This window comes from Oceanobacillus salinisoli, assembly GCF_009733865.1.
Classification (GTDB): Bacteria; Bacillota; Bacilli; order Bacillales; family Amphibacillaceae; genus Oceanobacillus; species Oceanobacillus salinisoli.
The window spans coordinates 134,437-147,966 of record NZ_WOFB01000018.1 but is presented as its reverse complement, the minus strand read 5'-3'; the positions used below and the strand labels follow the sequence as shown (position 1 = coordinate 147,966).

At 35.8% G+C, this 13,530-nt stretch carries 17 protein-coding genes and 1 pseudogene; 3 read left to right on the top strand and 15 right to left on the bottom strand.

Annotated elements, in window-relative coordinates:
• Positions 1 to 37: 37 nt before the first annotated feature.
• Entirely contained in the window at positions 38 to 367 is a 330-nt protein-coding gene (locus GMJ66_RS14245; RefSeq protein WP_156290981.1) for a hypothetical protein, read from the bottom strand.
• Between the two features lie 123 nt (positions 368 to 490).
• Positions 491 to 676, bottom strand: a complete 186-nt coding sequence (locus GMJ66_RS14240) for a hypothetical protein (protein ID WP_231514940.1) — start codon at positions 674 to 676, stop codon at positions 491 to 493.
• A 594-nt stretch (positions 677 to 1,270) separates the two neighbouring features.
• Between GMJ66_RS14240 and GMJ66_RS14235 the strand changes: the two genes are divergently transcribed.
• Positions 1,271 to 1,735: a hypothetical protein gene (locus GMJ66_RS14235; protein WP_156290979.1), complete on the top strand. Its 465-nt coding sequence runs from the start codon at positions 1,271 to 1,273 to the stop codon at positions 1,733 to 1,735.
• A gap of 437 nt (positions 1,736 to 2,172) precedes the next feature.
• Here GMJ66_RS14235 and GMJ66_RS14230 read toward each other — a convergent pair whose 3' ends face one another.
• The 5 genes and pseudogenes from GMJ66_RS14230 to GMJ66_RS21235 form a co-directional block, all read right to left on the bottom strand.
• Complete coding sequence (locus tag GMJ66_RS14230) at positions 2,173 to 2,445, bottom strand: HU family DNA-binding protein (protein ID WP_156290978.1); 273 nt, start codon at positions 2,443 to 2,445, stop codon at positions 2,173 to 2,175.
• 475 nt (positions 2,446 to 2,920) lie between these two features.
• Positions 2,921 to 3,283, bottom strand: coding sequence for a DUF779 domain-containing protein (locus GMJ66_RS14225; protein ID WP_156290977.1), 363 nt, complete (start codon positions 3,281 to 3,283; stop codon positions 2,921 to 2,923).
• An 18-nt stretch (positions 3,284 to 3,301) separates the two neighbouring features.
• Positions 3,302 to 3,451 (bottom strand): annotated as a pseudogene (locus GMJ66_RS14220) (aldehyde dehydrogenase family protein); the annotation flags it as partial.
• A 70-nt stretch (positions 3,452 to 3,521) separates the two neighbouring features.
• The gene (locus GMJ66_RS14215; RefSeq protein WP_156290976.1) at positions 3,522 to 3,734 is read right to left on the bottom strand and encodes a sigma factor-like helix-turn-helix DNA-binding protein; all 213 of its coding nucleotides are present in this window, start codon (positions 3,732 to 3,734) and stop codon (positions 3,522 to 3,524) included.
• A 34-nt stretch (positions 3,735 to 3,768) separates the two neighbouring features.
• Positions 3,769 to 3,936 (bottom strand): sigma factor, encoded by a 168-nt coding sequence (locus GMJ66_RS21235; protein ID WP_407939235.1) that lies wholly within the window; start codon positions 3,934 to 3,936, stop codon positions 3,769 to 3,771.
• A 682-nt stretch (positions 3,937 to 4,618) separates the two neighbouring features.
• On the opposite strand from GMJ66_RS21235, the gene GMJ66_RS14205 reads away from it, so the two are divergent.
• Together GMJ66_RS14205 and GMJ66_RS21230 are read left to right on the top strand one after the other, a co-directional pair.
• Positions 4,619 to 4,768, top strand: a complete 150-nt coding sequence (locus GMJ66_RS14205; RefSeq protein ID WP_156290975.1) for a helix-turn-helix domain-containing protein — start codon at positions 4,619 to 4,621, stop codon at positions 4,766 to 4,768.
• Between the two features lie 189 nt (positions 4,769 to 4,957).
• A complete protein-coding gene (locus tag GMJ66_RS21230; RefSeq protein ID WP_156290974.1) occupies positions 4,958 to 5,536 on the top strand; it encodes a competence protein ComK in 579 nt (192 codons plus the stop codon).
• A 440-nt stretch (positions 5,537 to 5,976) separates the two neighbouring features.
• On the opposite strand, the gene GMJ66_RS14195 is transcribed toward GMJ66_RS21230, so the two are convergent.
• The 8 genes from GMJ66_RS14195 to GMJ66_RS14160 form a co-directional block, all read right to left on the bottom strand.
• Entirely contained in the window at positions 5,977 to 6,711 is a 735-nt protein-coding gene (locus GMJ66_RS14195) for an NAD(P)H-dependent oxidoreductase (protein ID WP_156290973.1), read from the bottom strand.
• Between the two features lie 28 nt (positions 6,712 to 6,739).
• Entirely contained in the window at positions 6,740 to 8,017 is a 1,278-nt protein-coding gene (locus GMJ66_RS14190) for a TRAP transporter large permease (protein WP_231514939.1), read from the bottom strand.
• A complete protein-coding gene (locus GMJ66_RS14185) occupies positions 8,014 to 8,502 on the bottom strand; it encodes a TRAP transporter small permease (RefSeq protein ID WP_197046715.1) in 489 nt (162 codons plus the stop codon). The genes GMJ66_RS14190 and GMJ66_RS14185 overlap by 4 nt, the downstream gene beginning before the upstream one ends.
• A gap of 67 nt (positions 8,503 to 8,569) precedes the next feature.
• Positions 8,570 to 9,601, bottom strand: coding sequence for a TRAP transporter substrate-binding protein (locus GMJ66_RS14180; protein WP_156290971.1), 1,032 nt, complete (start codon positions 9,599 to 9,601; stop codon positions 8,570 to 8,572).
• 15 nt (positions 9,602 to 9,616) lie between these two features.
• Positions 9,617 to 10,507, bottom strand: a complete 891-nt coding sequence (locus tag GMJ66_RS14175) for a DUF6282 family protein (RefSeq protein WP_156290970.1) — start codon at positions 10,505 to 10,507, stop codon at positions 9,617 to 9,619.
• Between the two features lie 39 nt (positions 10,508 to 10,546).
• Positions 10,547 to 11,446, bottom strand: coding sequence for a cupin domain-containing protein (locus GMJ66_RS14170; RefSeq protein ID WP_156290969.1), 900 nt, complete (start codon positions 11,444 to 11,446; stop codon positions 10,547 to 10,549).
• Positions 11,447 to 11,460: 14 nt separating this feature from the next.
• Positions 11,461 to 12,219: an HpcH/HpaI aldolase family protein gene (locus GMJ66_RS14165; RefSeq protein WP_156290968.1), complete on the bottom strand. Its 759-nt coding sequence runs from the start codon at positions 12,217 to 12,219 to the stop codon at positions 11,461 to 11,463.
• A gap of 143 nt (positions 12,220 to 12,362) precedes the next feature.
• Entirely contained in the window at positions 12,363 to 13,118 is a 756-nt protein-coding gene (locus tag GMJ66_RS14160; RefSeq protein ID WP_156290967.1) for an IclR family transcriptional regulator, read from the bottom strand.
• Positions 13,119 to 13,530: the final 412 nt, after the last annotated feature.

The following is a 13,530-nucleotide window of genomic DNA, read 5'->3' as shown; positions in this document are numbered from 1 at the left end:
GTGTTTTGGGACTTACACACTTTATTTGACAACCCCTTTAAAGTGCACACTTACTTCGTAGGGCTCTTTCCAATTTATTTATTTCGTCTTTTAAATATTCTATAATATCACCTTGGTTACAACTGTTTAATTCTAATAATTTCTCAAAAACGAATTTTTTCCTCTTTGAGTTGTTGTACATCCATTTATAATTACTATCAATAATAATAGAGGTTGCTTCTCCTGGTGGTACTCCATCTACTTCAACAAGTTCAGACCACTCATCATCTATCCACACTTCAATCTCTTTAAAATCTAACTTTTTAAGTTCTTCATCGGGATCATATTTATTGATATAAGAGAGTAAAGATTCACTCGAATTTTCCATAACAGCGTAACCTCCTTTTTGTCAATGATAATCAAATCGTAACAACTTCACCCTTTGTATCAGATTCAAACATATCTGCTAACTATACCTTTAACAATTTCCATAGCGCCACTAAGACCACACCTAATCCTCACACTTAAAAAACTCATACCTCTTCACCATCTCTTCAAATGTCCCATAATCCTTTAAAGCAAACTCTAGATTAAAACAGGTTTTATGTGTGATTGTATTGATTGTATCCAGGACAACCTTGTCATTCCCTTCTACTTGTTGCTGGCATATTGGACAATATAATTCGATAAGATTCATGCACATCCTCCTGAAAATAGTCGATTATTCTACTTCTTTCGATAAAAGTCAGATTGATTCCTGCAAATGCAAATAAAATTACCGAAATATTTTAATATTCCAGACTTTATTAAAAACCCAAAAATGTTCCAGGTCGAACTTGATTACCCCATATGCAAAATGTATGATTTAAAACGATTCCATCCTTCCATCTTTTTATAAACGATAGAACACGCAACTAGACCCTTCCATCTCCTTAGTGCTTTACCTCAATCACCCGCACGCTGTTTCATTTCTATATTGTTTTAAGGATTTCGTTACAATCAGGTTCCTAAAGTCACAGGAAGAAATAGAATATATGGCTCGTCTAGGAGAAAGACATTTGGGGAAAATTGAGCTGGAGAAAATGCACCAAATTATAATACCTTTCACATCTATAATCGCTTTCATAAACGGTAAATTACTTACATTGGATATTCTAAAATAGGTAAATTTTACCTATTGAGGTATCACTGTTATTGTTTTTAACCAAATAATTCCGACAAAAGCTATGGTATTTTTTGACATAAATGTGTATAATTGGCTATATAATTTATAGGAAGGAGGTATTTAGTCATGGGTATAGTTCTAGGGAACGACGAATCAGTAGTTAAAGAGGATAATTTTACCACGAATTTAGTATTATCTTGGTTGAAAACAAATTTTAGTTTAACTTCAAAAAGAGTAATAGGTTATCAGCCTAATACACTATTAGGGGTATTTCCATTAGGTAAAAAGGAGATTACATATCCTCTAAAAAACTTGGCAAGCGTAAGTGTATCGACGAAATTTCATTTTAAACGCTTAATAATTGGTCTAATTTTATGTTTAATAGGCTTAGGTATGTTTGGGGACTCTTTCTTAGGTGGTCTTATTTTATTAATATTAGGAGCATTACCATTATTAAATTGCTATACAAGTGCAATGGCAATTACAAATAATGCTGGACAATCACATTATATAGAAATGTCGATTTTAGAAAAAGATAAAGTGCAATCATTTGTAAACGATGTAAATATTTCTGTCGCTGACTTAGCTTAAGCTAAGAACATATGATAGAAAAAGGAAAGAACGTCCATTCAGGGCGTTCTTCTTTTTATAACTATTTTATAAATCCATAGTAATTCTCCTCTCATCTACTATTCCAAAGATTTATATAAGTGATCGCTCGATAAACTTTTTGGAAAATCAGCCTCCTTATTAATGAGTTGCCATTTATAATAGTCCAGTTTAAAGTTAAAAAGGCTTTTCAGTTTATTTTATCTATTCTAGACTATAGTACAAGGAGCCGACCTAATGTCCCCAAAATTGGTCGAAACAAAAAAGTGCAGTAGCTATAATTCAACTACTGCACCCCCTATGTTCCATAAAAAACTTTTGGGACCATATTGCCTTCAAAGATTTTGTGTGCAGTTTTAAAATAATAAAACTGCTTAACAACCAAATGACTGAAAGCATTGATATGTATGGATTCCCTGCTATTTCACTGCCTCTTTCAACGCTTTCCCTGGCTTAAAAGCCGGAACTTTAGTAGCAGGAATATCAATTTCTTTACCTGTTTGCGGATTACGCCCTTTACGCGCAGAGCGTTCTCTTGTTTCAAATGTCCCAAATCCAATAAGTTGCACATTGTCTCCAGAAGCTAATGCACCATTTATAGTATCCATTAAAGCATCTACAGCTTTTTGGGCATCCTTCTTAGAAATTTCAGATGTTTCCGCTACTTTTGCAATCAATTCTGTCTTGTTCATTTTTTCACCTCATAAAATTTAAGTAGTATGTATAAACTTCACTATATTATATCGGTATTCTCATTAGGATATTAACATCATTAATAAAATTTCCGACAAATTTTTATGTTTTTCTTTCCATTTCGACATTTTAATACTTTTTCATGTTAAAATATTCTATATAGGAAGGATTTTTCCACTAAACTCCCTTTGAACTTTAAAATTCTTAAATCCTTCCTTTTTCTAACTATATTTTAATATCTTTCATCTCTTAACAATTCATTTTACTCCACATTCATTATGATGGTTGGTGTTGTTTTGCAGGCAGTGTTTGGATAAATTAAATTCTTCCGTTAAAAGCGCGATAGTGGAACAAGAAGTAAAATGGTGACGCATATTCGACATGTTTATTATGTGTCACCATTTATTTTTATAAGGTTTAGTGGTCAGTTGTTACATACTATTACTATATTGAGCAAAGTGATGAACACCAACCCTACATCCCTTTCTCCAATTCCCCATACTCCTCCTCCGTGAACACATGGGAGCGAATGATAAAATGTTGGTCCTCGATACTATCCAATGAAAAGGTTGGTCCTGAGCCTTTCGCAACATCAATGATTAACTGTGTATGCTTCCAGTACTCGTACTGGCTTTCATGCATATAAAATGGCACATCGCCAATCGTACCAAGAAGGAAGTCCGAGTCTCCCAACAGGAAGTCTCCTTCGCGGTAGCACATTGGTACAGATCCATCACAGCAGCCGTCGGATTGATAGAATATAATAGCTCCATGCCTGTTTTTCATTGTTTCTATGAAATGTAGTGCTTCGTCCGTCGCAATGACACGATTCACCATAACGCTCACCCTCTCGATTTAGAAGAATCCTTGAGGCTTTTGATCATAGCTTACTAGTAAGTTTTTGGTTTGTTGATAGTGTTCAAGCATCATCGCATGGTTTTCACGTCCGATACCAGACATCTTGTAACCGCCGAATGCTGCACCGGCTGGATATTGATGATAACACCGCTGCTGAGTGTGTAGACTATCAATCCTATCATATAAAGCATTCAATTCTTTTCAAACTCCCCACACTTCACTCATCAAAATAAACCCGCAACTTCCTCTTCGCCTGCTTCCCCCAGTCCTTCACGGCTTCCACAGATGTATTTTCCAATTTGGCAATTTCCTTTAGCGACATATCACGTATGATATGATAATACACCCATTTCCGCTGTTTCTCTGTTAACAGGGAAAATACCCGCTCCCACGAATTCTGATCCAGCACTTGAATTCCGCTTGTATCCATAATCGGAAATTTGGAGTCCCCATACTTATTTCCGTCATAGGAAGTTGAAATTTCTTTTTCTATGTAGGTTCCTCGTTTTGTTCGTCATTGATTTTCTTACGATCAGGTCGATGAGGCGATTGCGAATCGTATAGTTGAAGTACGTTGTAAGGGTGCCTTTATCAGGCTCATATTTTTGATAGGCTGTCCACATCGCATACAAACCTCCCGAATAAAAATCACCGAATGGATCCCGATGCCGAGCTTTTGCATATGAAAATAAATACGTTTCTCGTTTTGTTTGAATATCTCTTCAAATGTCTCTTTTTCCTTCACTTCAAACCCTCCCTTTTTTCATCGATTTCCATTTAGGAAACATTGATGTTGTATTTAGCATAATCAACCTAATACAAACCGTACAGGAGGCTAACTTCGCAAAAATGCCAAACTCCGAAACATTTCTACTGAATTCCATTCGGATTTTTTGCCAAAATGACGTTTGGGGAGATGTTTTCTAAGTTAATTCCTTTTTCACTCTTCTTTTATTTTGGCATTATCTCATTTTGTCAAAGGAGAAAAAAACCAAACGTTTTCTAAAATTCTCTGCAACATCATCTACAGTGGAATCATTCGTTGTTTTATTTTATATTTATATAATTTGGATCTGGTATGGGTCAGTCCATAAATTGTGTTGGACCACAATCCAGACATCAAAAATCTCTAGAACCCTAAAAGGAGAGCCGATAATAAAAATCGACTCTCCTTTTTAATTTATGTACTTTATCACGCCTCTTCCTTAAAAAGAACCGAATTATACCACCACCTCAAACAAAAATCAACGTGTTATACCACGTTCTATGTTTGTCTGAATCCTTTGATAATGGATTTAAAAAGGTGGTTACTTATTGAAAACGTTTGATCAAATAGTTGGAGAACAATTAAAAAAGAAAAGAAACCAACTAAAAAAGTCACAAGAGCAAATTGAAGAAGCAGCCTCTTTATCTGAAAGGTACTTAGGGAAAATAGAGCGAGGTAAGGTATCCCCTGAATTCTAAACCATTATTAGAATATGTGATGCATTAGACATGGATGTTGGAGAATTAGTGAAAGAAGTGAAACAGGAAATGAAGGATAAAAATTAAAAATAGTTTTCCACTCTTACCTCCTATATTCAACCCGTGTTTAGGCCGACTCTTTCTATATTTCAAGAGTAAATTCTCTAAAAAAAATGGATTTAAATTCCTATGGTACAAAAACGTATTTCCCACGCGAAAGACAGGATGGAAGCACATTCCCTCCCCTGTCCTCCATTCTACTCTAAATCACAAAAAGGAGTGTTTCCCTACATGAAGGAAATCCTATCCCACTATTCCATCCATAAAAACACCATATCACTATTACCCGCAAAACATATTGATTACTATACTATCGTTCTCGAACAAAACCGATACATCTACGTAAAACAAACCCCAATCGAAATCATAAAAAATTCCTGCCTGAACCGATACACCACATATGAAGGTGTCAGAGAAGCTGTCTATCACTATACGGGTTTCAAACGAAAAGTCCCCATCCCGATTAATCCCCACCAAAATATTTACTTCTTTCCCACCCACGCGACCAACGATTATGAATGCTGTTGGATTTCCTGTGATCATGTACTACAAATAAACCAAACGACAAAATCATCTTCTAGCCTTACCTTCAATAACGGTAAAACCATTCAGTTCGATGTATCTACCTATAGTCTAAAAAAACAAATGCAACGAACGTTAGAATGTATGTATTCGTATATGGATTCTCAATTGTACAGTACTGTATGATTTTCATGCAAAGTGCTGCCATTGCCTTAACAAACTTTTTGGCGGATGGCTGACTTGCTATTAATTTTAAATGGTTAGTTTAATCCCTTTATATCCGCTTTTAAAGCTGTAGAAATCTGGTTCCAAACAAAAAAGGACTAAATTTTGGGGAAATGCGCTTAGCCCTTTTTGTAACTACTAGCCGTAAACTGGTACGGCTGACCAAGAATTTTTTCCGTTTCTATTATTGGTCAATGGCTGTATGATGGAAATCTGGGTTATTTAGCGCAATCCCACGCTAATTCTATACTACCTTTCATCATTGATTGAAAGATAGCCAACATCCATCCACTTTCTTGAGTTACTACTTTCTATTATAGCAATGTTTTCTATGTTTTGCGATTTCGTGTAAACAGTCGGTATGCTTTCAACTAAGAAGAAGGGAAAGTCCTCAACATTCTCTACTTTCTTTCCCATCCACGCGGTACATTATTTATTTTCACTTCTTTCTCTTTCCACTCTTTTAGGTTCCGCTCCCACTCTTTATCTCTCGTTATCTCTATCAGTCTCTCTTCCCATTTTTCTAATAGACCTTTTCTTTCTTTTTCCTGTAAACGTGGCGCCGCATAGGCTATATAAGGATTTAATTGTTCCATACCAAAGTATTTAATTATACAATGATTTAGCGGATAAAGAACTCTGTCAATCTCTCCATATGTCCCCCCTTCTGAAATCTCGGAAAAGCGTTGTTTGGTCCCTCCTGTAGAAATACATAATATTCCTCGTCTTCCACGGAATAGCCCGGTATTATAACGATGACCATCGACATAAGCAAATCCATAAGCCAAAACTCTATCAACCCAACCTTTTAAAATGGCCGGCATCCCACCCCACCAAAGTGGAAAACACATAATTAAAAGATCTGCCTTTTGTAGACGTTTTTGTTGATGTTTTATCTCATTGATGAATCCATCCTGTTCACAAGCGTATTCTTGCTCGGCTTGATAATGAAAACGATCCTGATTAAAGACGGTGTGAAAATCATCTCTACCCGCAGTAGGTTTAAAATTATCCTTATATAAATCAGATACTTCTACATGATGCCCTTCCTTCTCTAACACCTCTACGGACTTATCTTTTAAAGCACCAGTAAAAGAATTAGGCTCTGGATGCGCGTAGACAATTAGAATATTCATGAATGCTCCTCCATTTCATTTTTACAAACTAAAAACCAAGTAAACTAGGAAGCCATAGTGACACGGCAGGAACAAAGGTTACAATTAACAATACAATCATCAGACCTACTAAAAATGGTAAAGACGACCGGACAATTGACGGAACACTAACCTTCGTAATATTAGATGTAACATATAAAACGATACCAACTGGTGGAGTAATGAGACCGATTGTCAGATTCAATGAAACTATTAACCCAAAATGAACCGGATCTACTCCCAAAGCTGTGACAACTGGCAAGAATACAGGTACCAAAATAAGAAGTGCAGCAGTTACTTCCATAAACATTCCAATAACCAGTAATATAACATTAATAATCAGTAATATAATGTATTGATTTTCGGTTAAGGATAATAACATCTCAGCCACTGTTTGCGGTATCTTTTCAATCGTAAGCGTCCATCCGAAGATATTAGCCGTTGCAATAATGACAGTAATAGATGAAGTCACTAAACCAGTTTTAAAAAATATTTGAGGAAAGTGCTTGATTTTTAATGTCTTATAATAAAACATGCCTACTAATATAGCTACTAAACACGCCACAGACCCAGCTTCTGTCGGAGTAAATATACCAGAATAAATACCACCCAATATAATCATTGGGATGGATAATGATGGCACCGCTTCCAAGAAGGATTTTAGAATATTTCTTATAGGAGGAACTGGTTTCTTTTCAATGTTATGTTTTTTAGCATAGAAATAAATGATTACTAAGTGGGTAAGAGCTATTAGTAGAGCAGGCACAATCCCCGCAATAAATAATGCTCCAACCGATGAACTAGCAATAACTCCATATAAGATAAGCGTAATGCTTGGCGGAAAAATTGGCCCCATCGTTGAGGAAGTTGCTGTTAAAGCAGTAGCAAAACTTTTGCTATACCCATCTTTTTCCATTTCCGGAACGACCACCGAACTTCTAATTGCAGCATCTGCATTAGATGAACCTAGAATAGATCCTAAAAACAACCCTATGAATACATTAACGTTAGCCAATCCACCACGTAAACTCCCAACTAAATTCCTTGAAAAATTTAAAAGCTTTGTTGTAATTCCTGATGCATTCATTAATTCACCAGCAAGAACAAAAAATGGAATTGCCAGTAGAGTAAAATTATTTATTCCTGAGAACATTCGTTGAGTTACTATATCTGTTAAATTAGAATTAGGAATCGTAAATAAATGAACGACACCTGTTAACCCTAATACAAATGCAATTGGTAACCCTATAAGTAACAAGACAACAAAGGTTATTCCGACTAAAATCATAATCTAACCCCTTTTTTATTCGCTTTCTCCCCTATTAAAAAAGCAGTAGCATGAATCAATATAATTGTCATTCCGATTGGAATAGCCAAGTAAGGGTAAGTCATGGAAATGTTTAAACTAGGAGTAGACTGCATTCTAACAGTCTTCGAAAAACTTTCCAAAAAACCTGAATATGCAATAATAACACTAAACACAATAATAAGGAGGTTAGTGATTTTAAAAATAATGGAACCATTTTTCTTCTCAGATAGTTTAGCTGTTAATAAATCAAAAGCTGGCATTTCTAAACGTTTATAAACTGCACTTGCACCGAAAAATGTAATCCAGATTAACAAAAAGCGTGATAGTTCACCACTCCATGAAAAGGAAAAACCTAATACATTACGTGCAAATACCTCTAACAATGTGACAACTAGCATGGTTCCTAGCATAATAGAAATCACATAAACAGATAGCTTATATAATGTGTTACTTAGCCATTGCATCATTTATCCCCCCTAAGAATCTAATATACTATCAATGGAGAAGGTACTCTCCATTGATAGTATGATCCTATTTAAGACTTTGAACTTCATTAACAAACTCTTCAATTAGAGGATCCTTCGCCATATAGTCATCATAAACTGGTTGAACCTCTTCAAGAAAAATATCGATGTCATCCATTTCTACGACATTGATTCCCTCTGCTTTGATCGTTTCTAATGCCTCATCATCCATTTGCTTAATCTCTTCAAATAAATATTTGCTCGCCTCCACCCCAGCTTCTTTTAAAATCATTTGATCTTCTTCATTTAATGTTTCATAGATTTCTTGATTGATTAGTATGATAGCTGGAAATGGATTTTGCCCAGATAAAGTAACATGCTCAAGTACTTCATAATGCTTCTCAGCAACAATGGTCGATAAATTTACTTCCTCTCCATCTAGCACTCCTGTTTCCAATGAAGTATAAACTTCACCATAAGCCATTGGTGTAGGAGAGGCACCCAACTGATTGAAGACATCCAGTAATAATGGTGTTTCTACTGTTCTTAGTTTCAAACCATTCAAATCAGATGGAACTCTAACTTCATTTTTATTATTAGCTATATGTCTCATCCCACCTTCCATGACGGCGATACCTTGCAAACCAATCGAGTCATTTAGACTTTCTAGCATTTTATCTAACGCTTCCGTTTCAAATGCCGCTTCTTCTATTTCATATGAATTAAGTAAGAATGGCAGCTGAAGAGCATCAAATACAGATGTATAAGAACTAAAAATTGGTGTGGATACAAGTGCCATTTCTGTAGTTCCATTTATAACATTTTCTAGCACTTCCCTTTCATCCCCAAGTTGACGAGACGGATATACATCTATTTCAATTCTTCCTTCTGACTTCTCTTCCACTAGTTCCACAAATTTTAATATACCGATATGAAAAGGGTGAGATTCTGCAGCTGCATGAGGAAGTGTAAAGGTATACGTATTGTCACCATTGTCAGATGAATCACCGCTCACTTCAGTACTAGTATTGCCACCTCCACAGGCAGCAACAACGCTTAGTAATGACATTATTAAAAGTATTTTGATAATTTTATCCATTTCAAGTATCCTCCTTTAGCTTTCCACTAAAAATGTTGTATTTTCTGTCGTCATTGTTTTAATTTCATCTTCTGAAAATCCATTATTTGAAAACCTTTTTACAGCTTCTAGTAACCCTTCATCCGGAAATGGATTTGTAACCTGCCCCATATCCGAAGAGACAATAAAGTTCTTTGGCCCAATATATTTTACTTGATCGTATATTTCATCCCATGTCGCTCCATATTTTGGAGTTATGGTTCCACAGCATATTTCTAAGTATGCTCCCATTTCGGTAAGTTCCTTCTGTTCTTCTTTAGAAAGCGCAATAGAGGAAAACGTTGGGTGTGTGACTACAAATTTTTTAATCCCCTGTTCTTTTGTTGCTCGTGCAAGCGTAAATATTTCTTTTTTCCCTAGGTGTCCCGATGCTAGGACTAGATTATGTTGTGCCACTAACTCAAGGATTTCATAAACAGAAGATTTTATCTTTCCATCCTCTAAAATGGAAATACTAGATTGCTCTTTTCCTTCCTTTTTTCGATCCACTTGTACTTTAGCCCAAGGTGGCAACTCCTCATATCCCATTTGATTATTCATGTATTCGATTTCATTTTCTGAATCAAATGTTGGCATCCAAACAATTTTCGCGCCTTCTTTAGCTGCCATCTCCACCGCTAGAGGATTGAGTCCACCAACAGTGTTATTAAGCACCAATGTACCTATCGCATTTAACCCCGGAACAACTTTGTTTACAACCCTTGCTCTACTAGCAGAAGAAAAGTAATGGGATTTAATACCAAACCCCTTCATCCCTAAATTTATTAATCGCTTACCATAATCTATATCATCTAACTTCCTCTCACTTACATCTGGACCTGTATGGACATGTAAGTCATATCCTCCTTCAAGCAGTTTTTCATACATTGTTTCTAAGCTCCTCTCCGAAATTTAATAAATTTCTTCTTAATCTATCGGATAATCATTTTCATTTAAAACCCATCCAGCCTGTTTAGAAAAATCCATCCTAGGCGGACAAAAGATATCAACCAATATGTTCGTCCCTGTCCCTACCGCTTGAGAAGTATGAATTACTCCAGGCGGGATTACTGTAACAGACGGGCTCCCATATACTTCATGGCTATCTTCCCGCCACTTTCTTTTATCCGATGTCCATGGCCATCTAAAATGATGAATAAACTCTCCTTGTAGGATAAGTGAACATTGTTCAAAATCAGCATGAGAATGTGGAGATAGTTTACTCGGATCACGTGGCCCTTCAAAAGGATCAAGGAAATTCACCATAAAGGTCGAGCAACGGAAAATTCTACCAAACCTTCCTTCTTCTTTCGGAACATCTAAACTGTAAACACGTACTTTTGATCCTTCTGGCGACTCCGGCCAAGGCGTAAAAGACGCAACATTCAAATCTGATTCTTGATAATCTTTTTTATTAATTGGTAGATCTTCTAAATCTATATTTTGGGAGGAGAATAATCGAATCAATCTACCACCCGACGTTATCTTTAAATCACTACTCCCTTTTGGAACCACCGCAAGACTATAACCTTCCACTTCTACTTTCTCATTTCCCCATTGAATAATTGCTGATGAATTATGATCTGGCAGGAAAATAACATATTCATCAACTTGTTCTCTTCTCTCAAATACTTCTCCATCTACTGTTTCTGAATACTCCAGATAAAAGTTTTGTCCACGGGACCACCAAATCCTCGAACCTTTAGGGGTCATAATTGGTGCATCTTCGTAACATTTCACAACCTTTGCTGGAGCGATATCATGAGATACCTCTGTTTTGCTTTTTTCTTTGGCTAAATTAGCTCGCGGATCCGTTTTATCATACATTCTTTACATCCTCCTTAAACATTTAATAATTCTTTGACATTTTTAACTGTAGACTTTGCTGCGCTCATCAAAATTCCAGCATCGCCACCTACCGCTAAGTACCTGTAGCCTCTATCAATATATCTTTTCGCAGCATCAACATTAGGGGCAAATGCTCCAAGTACAGTATCTGTTTGTTTCGCCATATCTTCAATGAGTTGCAACCTTGCCTGCACTTCTGGATGATCAAGATTTCCAGGAACTCCAAAATCCACACACAAATCCGTTGGTCCAATAAAAGCTACATCCAGTTCCTCAAATAAATTCTCGTATGGCTGCTCCATTTCTTTCGTTTCAAATTGTCCGATTGTTATTACACGTTCATTTTCACTATTTAAATAGTCCACTAAATTAATAGAACCATAACCAGCTTGTAAATTTGCATTTCCTACAGAACGAGTTCCTTTAGGAGGATATTTCATTACACTGTACAAGTGCTGTATATCTGCCGATCTTTTTAGTCTAGGGATCTGTATACCTGATGCACCAGCTTCTAACAATCGATTTACTAATCCTTGCGATGCATCTGGTAACCTTACTGTCACATCCATATTCATTGATACTGCAGCTCTTATAACTTCTCTTGCTTCCGATTCACTGATTTGTGCATGCTCCATATCACAAATCACAAAATCAAATCCTGCTAATGCTAACATTTCTACAATTTCTGTCCGAGGGATTTTTAAAAATGTTCCAACACAAGCTTGCAACTCCATTTTTTCCTTTAACCCCATCCAATTACCTCCTAAATTTTAAGATTATGGCACCGCTTACAATTGGGTTATTCTAATTATAGATTATTATAATAATTATTTCAATAATGAAAATTAAAATTTCAGTATGTGAAAAAATGATAAAAAAATATATCCTATAATTTTTAGGATAGCAACTCTTTATTGTTTCTTATATCAACTGTGACCTTTTCTGCTGTCTCTTTTAATTTTAAAATATATTCATCAATCAAATGAGGATCATAGCGTACAGTTGGCATTCCAATCCCTATAGAGGCTACCGCCTTCCCCTCATATAAAATTGGTACTGCAAGCCCAATCACACCAGGATCTACTTCCTCGATACTAATATCGTACCCACGTTCTCGAATCATGCTTAGCCGCCCAGAATACTGCTCATAACTAGTTATCGTATTTTTGGTCAGTTTTTCCCACTTAATATTATTCTGAATTACTTTAAACTCATGTTCTGGAAGATAAGCAGCAATAGTACGAGCAAAAGCCCCAGCATGAATAGACATTTTCTGTCCTACCATAAAAGAGGATCGCAATGATAATGAACTTTCTAGACGATAGATACAAATGATATTATTTAATTCCAATTTACACAGAGCTATTGTTTCATTTATTTCTCCCTGTACTGCTGTTATATGATCTTTTGCAATAGATACAAGGTGCTCATGCTCCCAAAACAAATGTAAATACTTCAATATTTTGGCTGAGATTCTTACCTCACCATTTTTGTAAATCAAAAAATTAGAATCACACAATGTATGAACATATCGATAGGCTGTGATATTAGAAACCCCTATTTTATCAGCGATTTCATCAATATTTAGTACTGGCCTATCGCTAGAAAACAAATCAAGTATTTTTAAACCACGAGCAAATGATTGAGACATACGTTCCCCTCCACTTTTAGAATTTAATGACTACAATATACCAATTATTATCTCTATTTACAATTTTATATAAAATATAATTATAAATCACCTTAACTCTGTAAGATGGTTCAAATTTAAATGTATGATATCTAAATATGTTTAATGTAGAACCCTCTGAGCCTTTGTGCACATTAATGTATTAGAGCTGACCACTAACGATTAATTACTACACCTAAAAAGCACCTCATAACTGGGATGAGGGACTGAGGTGACCCCACTGTTAGGATCCGCGTAACGTCTGGCTCTGTGTTTTAGACGCACCTGTCACCAACAGAAAAAGAAGTAATTACCCTCTGCTTGACCAATGTGTAGAGTAATTACTTCCTTTTTTACAACAACATTTAATTTGGGTCAGCCGTTCTTCAGTGAC